Consider the following 19,235-nt stretch of genomic DNA (forward strand, 5'->3'; position numbering starts at 1 on the left):
TCCTGGCCGCTGGCCGCTGGCCGCTGGCCGCTGGCCGCTGGCCGCTGGCCGCTGGCCGCTGGCCGCTGGCCGCTGGCCGCTGGCCGCTGGCCGCTCGTTACCCTCGTCACGCAATTGGGTTAGGATTCAAGCACAACGATCAATCGCCCGTGCCGTGATGCCTGCCGTTGCCGTGCAGAGCCATTCGAGGGTAGCACCGGCGCGGTGAACTGGTCCTTCTGCACCCGAAATCAAAGGCGAGTTGAATGCAATTCATCGATCTGAAAACGCAGTACGCGCGCATCGAGCAGGACGTTCGGAGCCGTATCGACGCGGTTCTGAGTCACGGTCAGTACATCATGGGCCCCGAGGTCCAGGCGCTCGAGGAAGAGCTTGCGACCTTTGTCGGGGTCGAGCACTGCGTCGGGCTGTCGAGTGGGACCGATGCGCTGCTCGCGGCGATGATGGCGCTCGAGATCGGGCGTGGTGACGAGGTCATCACCAGTCCCTTCACCTTCATCGCCACCGCCGAGATGATCGCTCTGCTCGGTGCCCGCCCGGTGTTCGTCGACATCGACCCGGTGACCTATAACATCGATCCCAATGCGCTGGAGGATGCGATCACCGGCCGTACCCGTGCGATCATGCCGGTTTCGCTCTATGGCCAGTGCGCCGACATGGATGCGGTCAATGCCGTGGCCGAGGCACATAATCTGGCGGTGATCGAGGACGCGGCGCAGAGCTTCGGCGCGACCTACAAGGGCAAGCGCTCCTGTGGACTCTCGACCATCGGTTGCACCTCCTTCTTCCCGGCCAAGCCGCTCGGCGCCTATGGCGATGCGGGTGCCTGTTTCACCAATGATGCCGATCTGGCGCGCCAGCTGCGCGAGGTGCGCAATCACGGCCAGTCGCGTCGTTACTACCATCCGCGTCTCGGCATCAATGGTCGTCTCGACACCATGCAGGCGGCGGTGCTGCAGTCCAAGCTGGCGATCTTCCCCGATGAGGTCGAGGCCCGTGGTCGACTGGGTGCACGCTACAGCGAACTGCTGCGCGCGCGCGGCGCGGGAACGACCGCCGAGCCCGGCGAGAGCGGTGTGCTGACCCCCTCGATCGCTCCCGACAACACCTCGGTCTATGCCCAGTACACCCTGCAGGTGGCGGATCGCGAGGCGGTGGCCGAGGCACTCAAGGCGCGCGACATCCCCACCGCGGTGCACTATCCGGTGCCGCTCAACGAGCAGCCGGTGTTCCATGTCCCGGGAGCTCCGGCGACACCGGTCAGTGCCGAGGTGGCCGAGCGTGTGATCAGCCTGCCGATGCACCCCTATCTCACCGAAGAGGTGCAGCTCGAGGTGGTCGAGGCGGTGGCCGAGGCCTGCGGCCTCGAGGGCTGAGTGAACCGACCCCGGCGGTGATCGCCGGGGGGAAGGGTATGAACCCCGGTCCGTGCGCGGCGGATCGGGCGCCCGCCCCGCAATGGGGCGGGCAGGCGTCGGGCTCAGACCTCCTTGTAGAGCTCGGCGCCGGCCTCGCGGAACTCGCGGGCCTTCTCCTGCATGCCGCTCTCGACCGCCCGGTCGAGGTCCTCGATCTTCTGGCTGTTGGCGTATTCGCGCACGTCCTGGGTGATCTTCATCGAACAGAAGTGCGGTCCGCACATCGAGCAGAAGTGGGCGACCTTGTGCGAATCGTGCGGCAGGGTGCGGTCGTGGAACTCGCGCGCGCGCTCGGGATCGAGCGAGAGGTTGAACTGATCCTCCCAGCGGAACTCGAAGCGCGCCTTGCTCAGCGCGTTGTCTTGGATCTGCGCGCCCGGTAGGCCCTTGCCGAGATCGGCGCCGTGGGCGGCGATCTTGTAGGTGATGATGCCGCTGCGCACGTCCTCCTTGTCGGGCAGGCCGAGGTGTTCCTTGGGGGTGACGTAGCAGAGCATGGCGGTGCCGTACCAGCCGATGTTGGCCGCGCCGATACCCGAGGTGATGTGGTCGTAGGCCGGCGCGATGTCGGTGATCAGCGGGCCGAGGGTGTAGAAGGGCGCCTCGAAGCAGTCGACCAGCTCCTTGGTGACGTTCTCCTGGATCATCTGTAGCGGCACGTGACCGGGGCCCTCGATCATCACCTGCACGTCGTGCTCCCAGGCGCGCTTGGTCAGCTCGCCGAGGGTCTCGAGCTCGGCGAACTGGGCGCGGTCGTTGGCGTCGGCGAGCGAGCCCGGACGCAGCCCGTCGCCGAGGCTGACGGCGACGTCATAGGTGCGCAGGATCTCGCACAGCTCCTCGAAGTTGGTGTAGAGGAAGTTCTCCTGGTGGTGCGCCAGACACCACTTGGCGAGGATCGAGCCGCCACGCGAGACGATGCCGGTGACCCGATCGGCGGTCAGCGGGATGTAGCGCAGCAGCAGCCCGGCGTGGATGGTGAAGTAGTCGACGCCCTGCTCGGCCTGCTCGATCAGGGTGTCGCGCACCAGCTCCCAGGTCAGCTCCTCGGGACGGCCATCGACCTTCTCCAGCGCCTGGTAGATGGGCACGGTGCCGATCGGCACCGGCGAGTTGCGCAGGATCCACTCGCGGGTCTCGTGGATGTTCTTGCCGGTCGACAGGTCCATCAGGGTGTCGCCACCCCAGCGCGCCGACCACACCATCTTCTCGACCTCTTCCTCGATCGATGAGGTGGTGGCCGAGTTACCGATATTGGTGTTGATCTTCACCCGGAAGTTGCGACCGATGATCATCGGCTCCACCTCAGGGTGGTTGATGTTGGCCGGGATCACCGCGCGACCGCGCGCCACCTCATCGCGCACGAACTCCGGGGTGATCTGCTCGGGCAGCGGCTGGCCGAAGGCGTTGCCGGGGTGCTGGCGCAGCAGCTTGGCATAGCGCGGATCGGCGCGCAGTTCGTCGAGCCGCATGTTCTCGCGGATGGCGACGAACTCCATCTCCGGGGTGATGATGCCGCGGCGGGCATAGGCCATCTGGGTGATGGTCTGGCCGGGCTTAGCGCGGCGGGGGGTACGCAGATGTTCGAAACGCAGGTGGGCCAGCGCTGGATCACTCTGACGGGCGCGACCGAAGGCCGAGGTCGGACCGTCGAGCTGCTCGGTGTCGCCCCGCGCCTCGATCCAGCCCGAACGCAGATCGGGCAGGCCGGCCATCAGATCGATGCTGGCATCCGGGTCGGTATAGGGCCCCGAGGTGTCGTAGACCGGGATCGGCGGATTCTCCTCCGGCTCGCCGCTGGTGAGCGTCGGACTCTGGGCGACCTCGCGCATGGGCACGCGCAGATCGGGACGCGAGCCGGTGACATAGACCTTGCGCGAATTCGGGAAGGGGCGGGTCGCGGCCTCGGAGAGTTGCGCGGTCTTGTGGACGAAGTCTTCTGGAATGGCGCTCATCGGGTTTCCTCAGGACTGGAGCGGGGCGCTGGGCTCCACGCGATTGCTGGCTCGGCCAGCATGGGCTGCGGGTCGACCTCGATGCGCCGCATGGATGTTGGCGAGCGCCGTCGGGCAGGTGTGCGGCATGGTGGGAGCGGGTCGGGCGCGGGCACCGGGTGGGGTGCCGCAGGATCGCCGTCGGCTCCATTGCCTGCTTTCCTGCGCCGGCATGATCCGGGTCAGGTTCGAAGGGTCTCTTCTCAGCCCGTTCCGGCCCCGGCGCGCGCCGCGGATCTCGCGGTCGCCGCCCGCGAATCGGCGCGGACACCCCCAGCAGTGAATGTCACTCGAAGCTATAGAAAGGACGCCATGATTTCAACCGCGAATTCACGCGGTTGCCGTGATTTCGCCATCTCTGGAGGGTCGTGCCATGCTTGATCGAGAATCCGCCGCTGTCCCCCACGTTCACGCCGCGGCCAACGGATCGCGCCCCGCTGCCGGTGTCGGTCGGCTGGTGCTGACCCCGACCGATCCGCGTGGTCGTCCAGGGATGCGGCTGTTGGTCGGTCAACTGACCGAGGCCGGCTTCATCGGTGCGCCGCTGTGGCCGGGGCGACCGATCTACCGGGTCGGTGATGATTTCCTGGCGCTGGTGAGCTTTGCCGGTTGCGCGGTGCGGATCGATCCGACGGGTGAGGGCGAGGGGCCCTGGTGCCGGGTCGGGATCCCGCGCCCGAGTGCGCGGGCGCGCCCCTGCCTGGGGCACAACACCCGGGCGCCGCGCTGTCATGAATGCCGCTCGCGGCTGGAGGACTGGCCGCGTCGACTGGAGTTGTGGCACAGCCAGCCGCGCAGCGGTTGGCGTTGCGACGGTTGTGGTGTGGTCCGACCACCCTGGGGGTGGGACTGGGGGCGACGGGGCGGGTTCGGGCGGACCTTCGTGGAGGTCGAGGCGGTGTTCCCCGGCGAGGCGGTGCCGACCCCGGCGCTGCTCGATCTGTTGACTCGGGCCAGTGGCCTGAGCTGGCGTTACTTCTATGTCCAGGGTTGAATCAGTCGCCATTCGCCAGTCGCCATTCGCCAGTCGCGGGGTTGAACCGCAAAGCCCCACAGCACGCTAAGGGGGCGAAGATGTGCGGCTGAGGCCGGGGCGTGTGTGCGAGTCCATTGGTTTCTGCACCGGCGCCGTCGGCAGGCGCTGACGCTGGCGTTGGGGTGCCGAAAGGCGGCAACCCAACCGACGCGACGCCAGCGATCCGCCGCCAGCCGCGACAGGCCCCTGTTCAGAAGGGTGCCTGTCGCGCTCGATGGCGGTGACTCAGGTCCGGGCGTTGAGCCAGTCGCCGATCGCCGGGGTGACTTCCTTCTGCGCCTTGCCGCTGACATAGATGCCGATGTGGCCGCCGGGGAAGGCCAGCTCGGTGTAGTCCTCGCTGCCGACCAGGCCCTTGAGCGCGCGTGAGGCATCCGGCGGCACCAGGTGGTCCTGCAGGGCGTAGATGTTGAGCACCGGGCAGCTGATCCGGGCCAGATCGATCTCGTCCTCGCCGATCCGCACGCCGCCGTTGATGAAGCCGTTGCGCTGGTAGAAGTCCTTGATGAACTGGCGGAAGGTCTCGCCGGCTTGATCGGGGCTGTCGAATATCCACTTCTCCATGCGCAGGAAGTTCTTCACCTTGCGCGGGTCGTCGAGCAGGTCGACCATGTTGATGTATTTCTGCCCGGTCAGGCTGAACGGCTTGAGCGAGAGGAAGGTCCAGTTGAGCAGCTCGCCCGGGATGTTGCCCATGGTGTCGACGGCGAGGTCGACATCGACGTCCTGCACCCAGGCCGAGAGCAGGTTGTCCGGGGTCTGGAAGTCGACCGGGGTGACCATGGTGACCAGGTTGTTGACCTTGTCCTGGTGGAGCGAGGTGTACATCAGGCTGAAGGCGCCGCCCTGGCAGATGCCGAGGATGTTGACGCGGTCGATGTCGTGGGTCTCGCGGATGTGGTCGACGCAGCGGTCGATATAGCCGTTGATGTAGTCGTCGAGGGTCAGCGCGCGATCGGCCTGATCGGGATAGCCCCAGTCGATCAGATAGACGTCCTGCCCGGTGGCGAGCAGCCCCTTGATGGTCGAGCGATCCTCCTGGATGTCGGTCATGTAGGGGCGGTTGACCAGGGCGTAGACCACCAGCAGCGGGATCGGTTGGCGCGCCGTGCCCTCAGGTGCCTGATAGCGGTAGAGGGTCAGCTTGTCCTCCTGATAGACCGCCTCCTTGGGGGTCACGCCGGTGTCGATCTCGCCGGCGCTGATCAGGTTCTCCATGCCCTGGCCGAGCTTGCGATTGTAGTCGAGCATCTCCTGGGCGAGCTTGTCGGGTCGGATATCGATGGGGATCACGATCTCGTTCCTCTCAGTGTGCGGCGGGTGCGCGCGGCTGCGTCGGCGGGGCGACTCGGTCAGCTGCTCGTGGTCGGTTTGGCGGTGGTCTTCTTGCGCGCCGTGGTCTTGCGCGTCGCCGGGGTGCGCTTGAGCGCGGTGGCCGGCTCCTTCGCCGGCTCGCCGAGCGCGGCCTCCACCCGCTTCTCGAGCTGGTGCAGGCGGCAGCGCAGCTGCTTGTTCTCACGGCGGGTCTCCTGCAGCCGGTCCTGCAGGGTGCGCAGCTCGCTGCGGGTGGGCATGTTCAGTGCGCCGAGGTTCTCGTCGACGATCACCGACATGCGCTTCTTGAACCGCATCTGGGCGTTGATCAGCCGACCGTGGATGCGCGCGTACTCGGGGGTGGCGACCTCCTCGGCATAGACGCTCTCGCAGCACCCCACCCAGTTGTCGTAGAGCGCGCGGGCCGAATCGATGCTCTTGCCGGACTCGACCACGCCCTGGATGAAGCTGCCCATGCGCTCGACCGACTTCATCCCGAGCCGGCTGTAGAACCCGGTGTATTCCTGCAGTGCCGACTGATAGTCCATCGAGCAGCGCAGTAGCTCCTGGTACTGTGCCTGCTCCTCGCGGGTGTAGCCGAGCCCCGGCGCCGAGAGCGCCTGATCGAGACGGTCCCTGAGCTGGTCGTGTGGCATGTTGCGCAGGAAGTCGCCGGGGACCGGCGAGAGCGAGGACATCATCCGCTGCCAGTTGTCGAGCGGCAGCTCCCAGAACGCGCTCATCCGCTGCATCGCCTCGTTGCCGCCGTCGAGACCGCCGCTGAAGCGCCGCTGCATCTCCTCCATGGCCTTGAGCCAGGTGCTCATCGGGTCTTTGCTGTCGCCACCACCGTTGACGAACTGTTCACCCAACCCGAACAGGGTCTGACCCTGTTCGATCAGCTTGTCCATGAAGGCGCGGGTGTTGTCCGGGGCCGCGGGCGACATCGCCCGCCACCATTGCTCGACCGCCTCCGACCAGGCGTTGGTCGGCTTGGCGTGTTCCGTCGCGCCCATCGCCTTGCGGCTCATCTCGGTCCAGCCATCCCAGTACTTGCGCTGCAGTTCGAGCCAGTCATCGTCGAAAAAGATGCCCTTACTCATGCTATTGCCTTCCTCAGGATCGGGTTTGAACGAACGTTAGCATGCTGATTTGTGCACTGCAACAAAGGTGCGTAGAATCCCCTTTGAAACCGGACCGGCGCATCGCCTCGTGTCCTGAACCGGATAGTACAGGCTCGCGGGGGTTGCAATCCGGCGGTCATTGCGCAACGGTGCTTCGACCGGCGGTTGCCGGTATTCACAACCATTCGCCCGACCTAATCGATCAATCCAAGCGAGAGAGCGTATACACGATGAGTGAAGATATCGTCATTGTCGACGCCGGACGTACCGCCGTCGGCAACTTCGGCGGCAGTCTCTCCTCCCTGCCGGCCACGGAACTGGGCACGGTCGTGCTCAAGGCACTGCTGGCGCGCACCGGACTCGATCCGCAGCGGGTCGACGAGGTGGTGCTCGGTCAGGTGCTCGCCGCCGGCGTCGGACAGAACCCGGCGCGCCAGACCGCGCTCAATGCCGGGCTGCCGCATGGGGTGTCGGCGATGACCATCAACAAGGTCTGCGGCAGTGGTCTCAAGGCCGTCCACCTGGCGATGCAGGCGGTCGCCTGTGGCGACGCCGAGGTCGTGATCGCCGGTGGACAGGAGAGCATGAGCCAGTCGCCGCACGTGCTGCCGCGCTCGCGCGACGGCCAGCGCATGGGTGACTGGAAGCTCAAGGACACCATGCTGGTCGATGGACTGACCGACGCCTTCGATCAGTGCCACATGGGCATGACCGCGGAGAACATCGCCAGGCAGTACGGTTTCACCCGCGAGGCGCAGGACGCCTTCGCCGCCGACTCGCAGCGCAAGGCCGAGGCGGCGATCGAGGCCGGGCGCTTCACCGACGAGATCGTTCCGGTGAGCATCCCGCAGCGCAAGGGCGAGCCGCTGGTCTTCGACCGTGACGAGTTCCCGCGCGCCGGCACCACCGCCGAGAAGCTCGGGCGGCTGCGCCCGGCCTTCGATCGCGAGGGGACGGTGACCGCCGGCAATGCCTCGGGGATCAACGATGGCGCGGCGATGGTGGTGGTGATGCGGGCATCGACCGCCGCGGCGCTGGGGCTGACCCCGATGGCGCGACTGGTCGCCTTCGCCAGCGCCGGCGTCGACCCCAAGATCATGGGGACCGGTCCCATCCCGGCCTCCAACAAGTGCCTGGAGAAGGCGGGCTGGACCCCGGCCGAACTCGACCTGATCGAGGCCAACGAGGCCTTCGCCGCCCAGGCGATGTCGGTCAACCAGGAGATGGGCTGGGATCTCGACAAGGTCAACGTCAACGGCGGGGCGATCGCGCTCGGTCATCCGATCGGCGCCTCCGGCGCCCGGGTGCTGGTCAGCCTGCTCTACGAGATGCGTCGGCGCGAGGCCCGCAAGGGTCTGGCGACCCTGTGCATCGGCGGTGGTCAGGGGGTTGCGCTGGCCGTCGAGCGCGTCTGAACCCCTCGCTCGCTCCGGGTGAACGCCGCCCGGGGCGAGCGAGGGCGCAGTGGCAGCCAGTCGTCGATGACTAGGGTAAACTGTGTGCGCAACACCGGTCGCCGATATCGCCGGCGACCATTCCGATGACCCGGAGCGGTTCGGCCGCCTCAGTCTCCAGCCAATCGCAGATCGCCGAACCGGCGACAGGTGTCAATGGACAAATCGCGCATCATCAAGAAGTACCCCAACCGGCGCCTCTACGACACCGAGATCAGTCGTTACATCACCTTGGCCGACGTCCGTGCCCTGGTGATGGGCGGCGTCCCCTTCAAGGTGTTCGACACCGCCAACGATACCGACATCACCCGGGCGATCCTGTTGCAGATCATGCTCGAAGAGGAGAGCGGCGGCGAGCCGCTGTTCAGCGCCAACATGCTGGCGCAGATCATCCGCTTCTATGGCGGCACCCTGCAGGGCACCTTTGCGCGCTATCTCGAGGGCGCGCTGGACGTGTTCGCCAGGCAGCAGCAGGAGCTGACCCAGTCGTGGGCCGATACCCCGCTCGACACCATGACCCGCATGGCGCAGCAGAACGTCGAGCTGTGGGGCGAGCTGCAGCGCGAGTTCATGCGGAGCGCCGGCTTCGATCTCGGTCGTGATCGCGACAAGCCCAAGCCCCCCGACGACAGCGACTGATCCGCCTGCCTTGCCGATCGCGCCCGGTCCACGGGCGTGCCTCAGCGCGGCGTCGGTGTCGCGCCATCCCCGAAGATTGAATTTCGTCAATGCTGAAGATTAAAAAATCTTCATTGACGCTTCCGTGTACGGGGTCTATTGTGCACTGCAACAAATGCTGCAACGCACAAACCTTCGGAGATGACCCATGAGCACGAACGAAACCTTCAAGACCTTCAACGACATGACCACCAAGGGCATGGATCGCATGACCAGCCTCGGTGAACTCAACGTCAGTATCTTCGAGAAGCTCGCCAGCCGTCAGATGGACGCGCTGAACCTCTACATGGACCACTCGATGCGGCTGATGACGCTTGCCACCGAGTCGAAGGGGTACAATGAGTTCTTCAAGGGCCAGGTCGAGGCGACCAAGGCGTTGACCGAGCGTATGATGGACGAGAGCAAGGCCACCATGCAGGTGCTCGGCGAGACCCGCGAGGAGTATCGCACCTGGCTCGAGAAGAACATGGCCGAGATCGGCGCCGACGTGCGCAAGGGCGTGGCCGCGAGCTGACGTCCGCAGACCGCGCGGTCCAGTACCGGACCGCCATTGACAATGACCCCGGCCGGAGTGCCGGGGCGTTGTGGATGAAGGATGCGGGTCCGCCCCGAGACGGGGCGGACCCGAACGACGACAAGACCTGAGGAGGAAACAGATATGTCTCGTATTGCGCTCGTCACCGGTGGTATCGGCGGTATCGGGACCGCCATCTGCAAGCGCCTCGCCGCCGATGGCTGCGTGGTGATCGCCAACCACCATCCCGCCGAGACCGAGGTCGCCGAGACCTGGAAGCGCGAGCGCGCCGCCGAGGGGTTGGAGTTCGACACCATCGCCGCCGACGTGGCCGATCCCGAGGACTGCGCACGGATGGCCGCAGCGATCGCCGAGCGTCATGGTCCGGTCGACATCCTCGTCAATTGCGCCGGCATCACCCGCGACAAGACCTTCAAGCGGATGGAGCCGGAGCACTGGAACGCCGTCCTCGACATCAACCTCAAGAGCGTCTTCAATGTCACCAAGCCGCTCTGGGAAGGCATGCTCGAGCGCGGTTTCGGGCGTATCATCAACATCTCGTCGGTGAATGGCCAAAAGGGTCAGTTCGGTCAGACCAACTACTCGGCGGCCAAGGCCGGCATGCACGGCTTCACCATGGCGCTGGCTCAGGAAGGGGCCGCCAAGGGTGTGACCGTGAACACGGTTTCGCCCGGTTATGTCGAGACTGCCATGACCCTGGCAATGAAGGACGAGGTCCGCGAGAGTATCATCTCCGGTATCCCGATGCGCCGCATGGCGCAGCCCGAAGAGATCGCCGCCGCGGTCGCCTTCCTCGCGAGCGACGAGACCGCCTATGTCACCGGCGCCAATCTGCCGGTCAATGGCGGACTCTTCATCCACTGAATTCGGACGAGGTCCGGCGAAAAAAACACCATGCCGGACCCCAATGGTCCTACAGAGTCCTCCTCGTCTCTCTCACTATGAGACGTTTGCAGCCCGGCCCCGCGCCGGGCTTTTTTTTGTCTGCCCGAATCAGCGCGCGCGGTAGCGCAGCGCCAGGAGTCGCTTGAGTGCGGCGAGTGTCGGGGTGGTGTTGATCAGCAGCGGCAGCGCGCCCTTGAGGTTGCCGCGGTTGACCAGGCGGAGGAAGTCGCCCGGCGGTAGCGTCTCGCCGGCGAGGCGGCGACGCAGGATCTCGAGCGAGTCGAGGTGGCGCGGGGCGAGCTGGTCGCGATGCTTGGCGACGAAGCGTCCCAGTCCCTCGAGCACCCGGGTACGATCCCCGGAGATGCGTGCCAGCTCGTGGTCCTTGAACTGCACATAGCTCGCCTCGCGCAAGCGGTAGGCGGCGCCGCGCGCCGTCACCAGTCGTACCCAGGTGTCGTAGTCCTGCAGTGCCGGCAGCGCCGGGTCGAAGCCGCCGATCTCGCGCAGCCACGCGGTGCGGGTGAGGACCTGATTGCCCAGCCGGTTGTAATGGAGCATCGCCTCGAGGTCGATCCGCCCGACATCGACCCGGCGGGTGATGTCGCCCCGTGGGGTGCGCTCGCGGACGGAGCTGCTCACGCACGACCACTGCCCCTCGGCGAAGCGTGCCAGCAGCCCGCTCAACCGCCCTGGGAGGAAGGCGTCGTCGTCGTCGAGCCCGGTGATCAGCGCGCCGCGCGCATCGGCGATGGCGCGATTGCGCGCGGCGCAGGCCCCGCCCGGCTCGGGCTGGCGCAGATAGCGCAGCCGCGCGCGTGCCGGGTGCGCCGCGATCCGCGCCGCGGTGTCATCGGTCGAGGCGTCGTCGACCACGATCAGCTCCAGGTGCGGATAGTCCTGGGCGAGTACCGAGTCGATCGCGCGCATCAGCAGCGCGGCGCGGTTGCGGGTCGGCAGGTAGACGCTGATCAGCGGGTGTTCGGCGAGGATCTCGGGCATCGGGTCAGGGCAGGGGTTGGTCGCGCCAGGCGGCGAGCCCGGTCGCGCCGCGCGCCGGGTCGAGCTGGGTGGCGAGGTTGAGCAGGGCGAGCAATTGTGCTCGGGGGCGCTGGTCGGCGGTGGCGAGGAGCGGCCGCCAGGCGCCCGGGTCGAGCTCGGGGCAGTGTTCGAGCTGATGGCGCAGCAGCCCGATGAGCGGTGCCCTCGGGTCGAGGCCGCGTCGGCGTCGGATCAGCTGCTGGAGCCTGCGCGCCGGTCGCGGGTGCGCCTTGGCCAGCGTCTCGAGGCGGTGATGGATGAGAAAACGTGGCGAGCCCAGCGCCCCCGGGACCCCGGCGCGGGGTAGAGCGGCCAGCGTCGGGTCGAGCCGTTCGAGCAGGGCGCGATAGAGCCGGTAGTCGCGCTTGAGCGCGCGCGGCGCGGCGAGGGCGGCGCGCAGGAAGGGCAGTGAGTAGAAGGGGGTGAGGCTGGGGAACCAGTGACGGTTGCGGTCCTCGCCCTCGAACAGCCAGCGCCGGGCGCGCTCGTGGATGAGGAAGCGGGCATGGAGGGCGTTGCCCTCGTCCTCTGGATAGGCGGCGAAGTGCGCGCGCAGGGCGCGCTCCAGGTCCGCGCGCTCCAGTCCCGTCAGGGCGGCGCACTGATCGAGGGTGAAGCGCCCGCGGCGCGCCACGATGTAGTCACAGGCCGCGCGCGCGTCGCGCAGCGCCAGCCCGGCGCCGAGGTCGGGCAGCAGCTTGTCGCCGCCGTCGCCGGTGACATAGCTCATCGTGCTGCCGTAGCGCGCGCGGAGGTGATCGAAGAAGGGCAGGTGGAAGGCGAGATCGAGGTCGTTGAGTCCCTGCTTGATCTGCAACAGTCGCAGATAGTCGGCGCCGGTGCTGGGCGGTACCTCGAAGCAGTGCCAGGGGCGATCGAGGTGTTGCGCGACCGTCGCGGCGAGCCGTTGTTCGCTCGCGGCATACCAGCCGGCGCGCGCCATGCTCGCGCAGCTGAAGGGGGTGCCGGTGGCGGCGAGACCGGCGGCCACCGTGCGCGAGTCGAGCCCGCCGCTGAGCGCCAGCACCGGCGTGTCGGCGCGTCTGCTCAGTCGCTCACAGGCGGTGATGAAGTGATCGGCGAGTACCGCGGCCTGTTGGTTCAGGCTCGCGTCGCTGTGCGGCGTCTCGACGCTGAGTCGCGCCAGGGTGCGGCGCTCGGTGTTGGCCCCGGCGTCGATCCGCAGCAGCGTCGCCGGGGCGAGCAGGGCGATGGCGCGCCACGGCGTGCGCTCGCCCAGACCGTGACCGAACAGCAGCATCTCGGCGGCGCCCAGCGGGTCGGTGGTGCGATCGGGGTCGGCGGCGACGGCGCGGGCGATGTCTCGGCTGACGAGGATGGCGCCGGGGCGCTCGAGCAGATAGAGCGGGCGGCGTGCCAGCAGGTCGTTGACGATCAGCCAGCGCTCGCTCGCCTTGTCGTGGATCAGCAGCACGAAGTCGCCGTCGAGCGTCTCCAACGTTGCGCCGGCCGCCGCCCAGTCCTCGTCGAGCAGTGCCTCGATCAGGCGTCGTGGCGGTGCGTGGTCGCAGCCCTCGATCCAACCGTCGAGCAATACCCGTGTGCGATGATCCTCCCAGCTGCGCGTCGGCTCGCTCGCCGTCGGGTCGAGCTCGAGTGACGCGCCGGGAGCGGCGAGCACCGACTCTCGGGGTGTGAGTCGGTGCAGCCGCTGCGCCGGGTCGATGCGCAGCGTCAGGCCGGACATGGCGTGGTGGTCTCCGGTTCGAGGTCGGCGAGTCGGCGGGCCAGTCGGTCGGCGAGTTCAGCCGTACTTGCCTGCTCCGCGACCGCGAGACCGAATCCGGGGACACCCGCGAGGTTGCGCTCGAGCAGCGTGGTCAGATCGGCGCTGTCCGGGTCGGGATGTGCGTAGTCGCTCATCGCCTCGAGCGGCCCCATGCCCCCCAGATAGAGCCGCTCGATGGCGACCAGCTGGCGCAACAGGCGCGTCGCTGCGAGCGGTGCGCAGTCCTGCCGCTCCCCGGGGGCCAGCACGAAGAGCGCGTCGGGCCGGGCGCTGGAGAGGATCCGCGCGCTTGGCAGGTGTCTGGTCAGGTCCTGGGGGAAGGCGGGGTTGATCAAGGGTTGCAGCAGCGGTTGCAGCTTTTCGCTGATCGTTCGCGAGGCGACGTGCTGCAGCCGGTCGAGCAGCCGCCGCAGCGGCTGCGAGCGGATCGTTCGCGGTGCGTCGGGGCCGTCCAGCCGTTCCGCCAGCCAGGGCAGGGCGCTGAGATGATGGCGGCGGATGACCAAGCGGTGTTCGAACAGGTGCGCCCGCCCCTGGTGCAGCAGCAGCTTGTCATCGGCGAGATAGTCCCAGCCGCGATCGAGCAGCTCCAGTGTCAGGTGGGTCTTGCGGCTGCGTCTGGGGCCGAGCACGAGTGCGGTGCGACCGTGCGGATCGCGCAACGCCGCGGCATGGAGCAGCAGCCCGCCGCGCCGGGTCGCGCTAAGATGGATGGCGAACAGCAGCGCGTTGTAGAAGCGCTTGATGGCCCCGGCGCGGCGCGAGACCAGGAGGCGCACCGGGGTGCCCGGGTCGAGGATCAGGTCGGGATGGCCGCGATGGCTGTAGAGTAGGACGCGCCGCCCCTCGAACCAGACCGTGGAGACCTGCTGAGGGGCGACCCGCGGGGTGAGTTCGCGCAGCATGGCTGCGCTCTCCGGCAGCGGCGCGCAGAGGACGTCGGGCGCACCCCCGGTGGGCTCGACCCGGAAGTGGCCGAGCCGCTTGCGCACCACGGCGACATGGCTTGTGGAAAGCTGCTGCAGCCGAACATGGACCAGTCGGTGCAGCTCGAGTTCGAGATCGGTCATGCGAGGACATCCACGACAAACTGGTTGCAGCATACATCAGGGCGTGACCGACCATGACTCCGGCCTTGCCGGGCGGCGGGTCTGGGCGAACGCCACGGGCAGGGTGAGATGAGACGATCGAGCAGAGCCGCCGCCAACCCGCTGTGGGGCGGTTTCATCGTGCTGATGGTGGTCGCGACCCTGCTGCCGCTGTGGACCCCCTGGCCTGCGCTTGCGCTGCTCCCGGGGGTCGCCCTCGGCGCCCTGGTGCTGCTCGGGCGCGCGCCGAGCTGGGGGCTCTACGCGATCGTCTTCCTGATCCCCTTCGGTAACTTCCGCCAACTCGGCGGTCCGCTCGCGGACGTCAAGATCCACTGGGTGCTGGCGCTGGTGTTGCTCGTGGTGCTGGCGTTGCGATTGCTTCGCGAGCAGCAGGCCGTCGGCCTGCTGCGCTCCAATCTGTGGCCCTGGTGGGGGCTGTTTCTCGCCGTCAGTCTGTTCTCCACGCTGTGGTCGGCCTATCCGCTGGAGGCCGGTCAGCAGGTGGTGCTGACCCTGGTGGCGATGGCCTTCTTCGCCCTGGTACTGGTCTTTCTCGATGCCCACGCGCTGGTGCGACAGCTGCCGGTGGTGATCGTCGCTTCGGTCTCGCTCGGCTCGATGTTCGCGCTGATCGGCTATCTGTTCGGTGTGTCCTGGTTCGCGATCGAGGTGGGTGACGACTTCACCCGCAGCACCGGCGTGACCAGCGACCCCAACAATCTGGCGATGCTGATCATCTTCGTGTTGCCCTTCGTGGTGTTCTGGCTGGCCCATGGCCGTCGGCCACTGGTCCGGCTGGCGGCGCTGGTGCTGCTGGCGATCAACCTCGGTGCCATGGTGGTGAGCTTCTCGCGCAGCGGCGGGCTGGTGACGGCGCTGTTGCTGGCGACGCTGCTGGTGGTCAATGCGCGCGGACTGCGTCCGCGTCATCTCGGGTTGCTGTTCGCCGGCGGGGCGATGGCGTTGCTGGTGGCGTTGCTGCTGGTGCCGCAGGGTTACTGGGAGCGTCAGGCGACGCTCACCGCCTCGGACACCGACCGCTCGATCAACCGTCGTGCCTCCTATCTGGTGGTGGCCGGCGATGCCTTCGAGCAGCGCCCGCTGATCGGGCACGGCCCGGGCACCTTCCGCGAACTCTATGCCAAGACCGACTGGGCGCAGCGTTTCGATCGCGAGGGCGCGACCAATCGTCGCTTTGCCCACAACACCTATCTCGAGGTGGTGGTCGGCACCGGGGTGCTGGGGTTGATCTGCTTTCTCGGCCTGCTGGCGGTGGCGGCGCGCAACCTCTGGCTGGCGCGTCGGCTGTTGCTGGCGCGCGGTGATCCCTATCATGCCGCGCAGGTGTTGCACTATCTGCTCGCCTTCCTCTTTCTGTTGCTCTACATGGCGATGTTCAGCGACGTGTTCCAGAAGTACATGCTGCTCTCGCTCGGGGTGTCGCAGCTGTGGCTGCGCTTCGCGCTCAGCGTCGCGGACGAGGGGACGGGGTGACGGTGTCGCTCGTCATCCTGCTGTCTGTCGCTGCCGCCATAGCCATCGCTGCGCTACTGGCGCTGCCCGCGCTGCTGACCCTGCTGCCCGAGCGTGAGCCGGGCGCGAGGCTGGGCGGCGGATTGCCGGGGACGGTGTCGCTGATCGTCCCGGTGCACGGCTCGGGCGCGGCGCTCGCGGCCAAGCTCGACTCGCTGCGTGGTCAGCGCTGGGGTCCGGGTCGGCTGGAGCTGATCCTCTCGCTCGACGGTCCGGTCGCCGACCTGCCAGTACTCCCCGACCTGCCCGGGGTCGATTGCCGGGTGCTCCGCAACCCGCGTCGCGGCAAGTACGGCGCGCTCAACGCCGCGGTCGCGGCGAGTGCGGGCGAGTTGCTGCTGTTCTCCGATCTCGACGCCCGACTCGCCCCCGGTGCGCTGGCGGCGATGGTCGCGGTCTTCGCCGAGGCCGATGTCGGCGCCGCCTGCGCGCGTGTCGCGGTCGATCGTGAGGACGGGCTGATGCAGGCGCGTTACTGGGACCACGAGAGCCGGCTCAAGGCGCGCGAGATGGCCCGGCTGGGCTCGATCACCGCGAGCAACGGCACCCTGCTGGCGATCCGGCGCGTGCTGTTCCGACCGATCCCGGCAGGCGTGGTCGACGACCTCTTCGTCGGGCTGTGCGCCGTCGGCGCCGGGCGGCGCTTCGTCTTCGTGCCCGAGGCGGTGGCGCTGATGCCGCCGCCGGCGCGCACCCTGCGCCGGGTGTTCGCGCGTCAGCGGCGCATCGTCTGTCGCGGGCTCAACGCCCTGCGCCACTGTCCGCAGGCGCTCTCGGTAAGACGCCACGGTCGTTATGCGCTGGCGCTGATCGCGCACAAGGTGTTGCGCCGCGCCTTTCCGCTGGCGCTGGTGCTGGGGCTCGCGGCGCTGCTCGCGCTGGCGCTGCACGACGGCGGCGGCTGGCTGGTGCTGGCGCTGGCGGCGCTGGGCGGGCTCGGGGGCGCGCTCGGGCTGGTCGCGGCGCTCGGGCTCGATCGTGACCCCGGGCGCTGGCCGCGGGTGCTGACGCTCGTCCCCTGGGCGCTGTGCGTCAACGCCGGGATCGCGATGGGCTGGTACGACTTCCTGCGCGGGCGGCGGGTGACCCAATGGTGAGGGTCGGCTATCTGGTCTCGCGCTTCCCCACCTTCACCGAGACCTTCGTGCTCGACGAGATGCTCGCGCTGGAGGCGCTGGGCGCCGAGATCACCCTCTTTCCGCTGCTGCGCGAGCGTCCGCGCGCCACCCATCCGCAGCTGGCGCACCTGCGCGCCGAGGTGGTCTACAGCCGCTTCGTCTCGGGGCCGATCCTGCGCGCCAACCTGGCGCTGGCGCTGCGCCGTCCCTGGCGCTATCTGCGCACCCTGATCGAGACCTTCGCGCGGGTCGCACCCAGCCGCAATTTCACCCTGGGCGCGGCCGGGATCTTCCTCAAATCGGTCTATATCGCCCACGAGGCCGAGCGTCGCGGCATCGGTCGGCTGCACGCGCACTTCTGTACCCATCCGACGCTCGCCGCCTGGATCGCGCACCGGCTCACCGGGGCGCGCTACAGCTTCACCGCGCACGGCAGCGATCTCCACGTCGATCAGACCATGCTCGCCGAGAAGCTGCGTCGTGCCGACTTCGCGGTGATGATCTCGCGCTACAACCGCGACTTCACCCTGGCGCGGGTGGGCGCGCGCTGGGCCGAGCGGCTGCGGGTGATCCACTGCGGTATCGACACCGGCGCCTTCGCCCCGCTGCCACCGCGCGCCGATGCCGGCGACGGGGTGCTACACATCCTCTGCGTCGCCTCGCTGCGCCGGGTCAAGGGGCATGTCCATCTGCTGCGGGCCTGCGCCCAGCTTGCGGCCGAGGGGCGGGACTGGACCCTGACCCTGGTCGGCGACGGCCGGCTGCGCGCCGAGCTGGAGGCCGAGTGCCGGGCGCTGGGGATCGCCCCGCGCGTCCGTTTCCTCGGCCAGCTCACCCGGCCCGAGGTCACCGCCTGTCTGCGCGATTGTGACGTGGTGGCGTTGACCAGCGTGCAGGACGCCCGGGGGCGGCGCGAGGGCATCCCGGTGTCGCTGATGGAGGCGCTGGCCGTCGAGCGCCCGGTGGTGGCCAGCCGGCTCTCGGGGATCCCCGAACTGGTCGAGCACGGGCGCACCGGCTTGTTGGCCGCGCCGGGCGAGCCGGCCGCGATCGCCGCGGCCCTGGCGCGGGTGGCCGATCATCCAGAGGAGGCGCGCGCGCTGGCACGCGCCGGGCGCGCGCGGGTGCTCGCCGAGTTCGATCTGTCCGACAACGCCGCGCGGCTCCATGCCGCGTTGGCCGCCTCACCCGGCTAGTCGCTCGGCGCCCAGTCGGCGTGGGTCCAGTCGGTATAGCCGATGTTCTTGCCCGGGCGGCTCGGCACCGGGGCGGGGAAGTCGCGGTGATAGAAATGATTGATCAGGTGCGGCTGCCAGGTGTCGTCGCCCTCGGCGGGGAAGTCGGCCTGCTGGTGCAGCCACTCGAAGGCGCGCAGCAGGGCCTGGTCCTGCCAGGCGAAGACGTCGTAGCCGGCGCGCTCGAGGATCACCGCCTGGGCCAGCGCGCCCTGCAGGGTGGAGTAGATGTAGTTCTCGTGCGGTGGCGGCCAGTCGAAGGGGCCGCTGCGTCTCAGCCCCTCGGCGATCGCGCCGTCGATGCTGTGGCCCGCGCGCTGCGCGCCCGAGGGATTGATGCCGACCGGGCGGCGCGGATCGGCCTGCCAGTCGAGGTCGCCGTAGCGGAAGTCGGCGTAGGCGGCGCGGTCGCCGAGCCAGCCGCGGAAGATGCGCGCGACCTCGGCGATCTCCTCGGGCTCGTCGAGATAGACGGCGATCGCCAGCCGGGTGGCGCCGGCATAGGTGCCCCAGCCATTGGGACGACGCTCGTGGGTCTGGCGCAGGGTCCGCCCCTCCGACATCGGGACGTCGCGCACCCGCGCCAGCCAGTCGCGAAACAGCGCGTCCTGCTCCGCAGTGAGGCCGACCAGATCGGCGGCGAGGACATAGGCCATCAGCTCGCGCCCGAGCGCGAGCGAGCTGGCGCCCTGCTCGCTGCCGATGATGTCGAGACAGGCGCGGCGCACCGCCGCGGCCATCAGCGGGTCGCCGGTGCGGGCGTGGACCAGCGCCTTGGCGAAGACCCGCACGTTGCTCGGGTCGTTCTGATCGGAGAGGTCGGGGTCGGGCACCAGACGCTCGGCATCATCGCGCACCGCCTCCCAGGCCGCGCCCGTGGTCGGCAGTTCGGCAAGTCGCGCGCGCGCGATCCAGGGACCGGCGGCGAGGCGCTCCATGTCGGGCGGTGGCGCGGCCCGGGGCAGGGCGGGGACGAGCAGCACGGATGCCAGCAGCAGGCGATGAACGAGACGTGACATGAGGCCCCCT

At 68.4% G+C, this 19,235-nt stretch carries 16 protein-coding genes and 1 riboswitch; of the genes, 9 read left to right on the forward strand and 7 right to left on the reverse strand.

Annotation, left to right across the window (positions count from 1 at the left end; translation table 11 throughout):
- Nucleotides 1-245: 245 nt before the first annotated feature.
- Nucleotides 246-1,376 carry a DegT/DnrJ/EryC1/StrS family aminotransferase gene (locus tag EDC29_RS05555; protein ID WP_132228946.1) on the forward strand — a complete coding sequence of 377 codons (1,131 nt, stop codon included), beginning with the start codon at nucleotides 246-248 and terminating at the stop codon, nucleotides 1,374-1,376.
- 104 nt (nucleotides 1,377-1,480) lie between these two features.
- On the opposite strand, the gene thiC is transcribed toward EDC29_RS05555, so the two are convergent.
- Nucleotides 1,481-3,373, reverse strand: a complete 1,893-nt coding sequence (thiC, locus tag EDC29_RS05560) for a phosphomethylpyrimidine synthase ThiC (protein ID WP_123139593.1) — start codon at nucleotides 3,371-3,373, stop codon at nucleotides 1,481-1,483.
- Between the two features lie 181 nt (nucleotides 3,374-3,554).
- Nucleotides 3,555-3,697: riboswitch (TPP riboswitch) on the reverse strand.
- A gap of 88 nt (nucleotides 3,698-3,785) precedes the next feature.
- Here thiC and EDC29_RS05565 point away from each other — a divergent pair.
- Nucleotides 3,786-4,406: a hypothetical protein gene (locus EDC29_RS05565; RefSeq protein WP_223806176.1), complete on the forward strand. Its 621-nt coding sequence runs from the start codon at nucleotides 3,786-3,788 to the stop codon at nucleotides 4,404-4,406.
- A gap of 267 nt (nucleotides 4,407-4,673) precedes the next feature.
- Here EDC29_RS05565 and EDC29_RS05570 read toward each other — a convergent pair whose 3' ends face one another.
- Both EDC29_RS05570 and phaE read right to left on the reverse strand, forming a co-directional pair.
- The gene (locus EDC29_RS05570; protein WP_123139591.1) at nucleotides 4,674-5,741 is read right to left on the reverse strand and encodes a class III poly(R)-hydroxyalkanoic acid synthase subunit PhaC; all 1,068 of its coding nucleotides are present in this window, start codon (nucleotides 5,739-5,741) and stop codon (nucleotides 4,674-4,676) included.
- Between the two features lie 59 nt (nucleotides 5,742-5,800).
- Nucleotides 5,801-6,865: a class III poly(R)-hydroxyalkanoic acid synthase subunit PhaE gene (phaE, locus tag EDC29_RS05575; protein WP_132228948.1), complete on the reverse strand. Its 1,065-nt coding sequence runs from the start codon at nucleotides 6,863-6,865 to the stop codon at nucleotides 5,801-5,803.
- Between the two features lie 251 nt (nucleotides 6,866-7,116).
- Here phaE and EDC29_RS05580 point away from each other — a divergent pair, with 251 nt between their 5' ends.
- From EDC29_RS05580 to phbB, 4 genes are all read left to right on the forward strand, one after another.
- On the forward strand, nucleotides 7,117-8,301 hold the full coding sequence (locus EDC29_RS05580; RefSeq protein WP_123139589.1) for an acetyl-CoA C-acetyltransferase: 1,185 nt from the start codon (nucleotides 7,117-7,119) through the stop codon (nucleotides 8,299-8,301).
- Between the two features lie 195 nt (nucleotides 8,302-8,496).
- Nucleotides 8,497-8,979 carry a polyhydroxyalkanoate synthesis repressor PhaR gene (phaR, locus tag EDC29_RS05585; protein WP_062273069.1) on the forward strand — a complete coding sequence of 161 codons (483 nt, stop codon included), beginning with the start codon at nucleotides 8,497-8,499 and terminating at the stop codon, nucleotides 8,977-8,979.
- Between the two features lie 187 nt (nucleotides 8,980-9,166).
- Entirely contained in the window at nucleotides 9,167-9,532 is a 366-nt protein-coding gene (locus EDC29_RS05590; protein ID WP_123139588.1) for a phasin family protein, read from the forward strand.
- 144 nt (nucleotides 9,533-9,676) lie between these two features.
- On the forward strand, nucleotides 9,677-10,417 hold the full coding sequence (gene phbB, locus EDC29_RS05595) for an acetoacetyl-CoA reductase (protein WP_123139587.1): 741 nt from the start codon (nucleotides 9,677-9,679) through the stop codon (nucleotides 10,415-10,417).
- Between the two features lie 129 nt (nucleotides 10,418-10,546).
- Here the strand turns inward: phbB and EDC29_RS05600 are convergent, their stop codons facing one another.
- Genes EDC29_RS05600 through EDC29_RS05610 form a run of 3 tightly spaced genes read right to left on the reverse strand, consistent with a single transcriptional unit; the run spans nucleotide 10,547 to nucleotide 14,299 of the window.
- Nucleotides 10,547-11,440 (reverse strand): glycosyltransferase, encoded by an 894-nt coding sequence (locus EDC29_RS05600; RefSeq protein ID WP_132228950.1) that lies wholly within the window; start codon nucleotides 11,438-11,440, stop codon nucleotides 10,547-10,549.
- Nucleotides 11,441-11,444: 4 nt separating this feature from the next.
- Nucleotides 11,445-13,187: an asparagine synthase-related protein gene (locus tag EDC29_RS05605; RefSeq protein WP_132228952.1), complete on the reverse strand. Its 1,743-nt coding sequence runs from the start codon at nucleotides 13,185-13,187 to the stop codon at nucleotides 11,445-11,447.
- Nucleotides 13,175-14,299, reverse strand: a complete 1,125-nt coding sequence (locus EDC29_RS05610) for a hypothetical protein (RefSeq protein WP_123143154.1) — start codon at nucleotides 14,297-14,299, stop codon at nucleotides 13,175-13,177. The genes EDC29_RS05605 and EDC29_RS05610 overlap by 13 nt, the downstream gene beginning before the upstream one ends.
- A 108-nt stretch (nucleotides 14,300-14,407) precedes the next feature.
- Between EDC29_RS05610 and EDC29_RS05615 the strand changes: the two genes are divergently transcribed.
- The 3 genes from EDC29_RS05615 to EDC29_RS05625 are packed head-to-tail and all read left to right on the forward strand — an operon-like array spanning nucleotide 14,408 to nucleotide 18,167.
- A complete protein-coding gene (locus EDC29_RS05615) occupies nucleotides 14,408-15,814 on the forward strand; it encodes an O-antigen ligase family protein (protein ID WP_123143153.1) in 1,407 nt (468 codons plus the stop codon).
- Nucleotides 15,811-16,950: a glycosyltransferase gene (locus EDC29_RS05620; RefSeq protein ID WP_165913446.1), complete on the forward strand. Its 1,140-nt coding sequence runs from the start codon at nucleotides 15,811-15,813 to the stop codon at nucleotides 16,948-16,950. The genes EDC29_RS05615 and EDC29_RS05620 overlap by 4 nt, the downstream gene beginning before the upstream one ends.
- Entirely contained in the window at nucleotides 16,944-18,167 is a 1,224-nt protein-coding gene (locus EDC29_RS05625; protein ID WP_132228956.1) for a glycosyltransferase, read from the forward strand. Before EDC29_RS05620 ends, EDC29_RS05625 begins: the two co-directional genes overlap by 7 nt.
- On the opposite strand, the gene EDC29_RS05630 is transcribed toward EDC29_RS05625, so the two are convergent.
- Nucleotides 18,164-19,225, reverse strand: a complete 1,062-nt coding sequence (locus tag EDC29_RS05630; RefSeq protein ID WP_123143150.1) for an alginate lyase family protein — start codon at nucleotides 19,223-19,225, stop codon at nucleotides 18,164-18,166. The genes EDC29_RS05625 and EDC29_RS05630 overlap by 4 nt on opposite strands.
- Nucleotides 19,226-19,235: the final 10 nt, after the last annotated feature.

The organism is Marichromatium gracile (assembly GCF_004343155.1).
Lineage (GTDB): Bacteria > Pseudomonadota > Gammaproteobacteria > Chromatiales > Chromatiaceae > Marichromatium > Marichromatium gracile.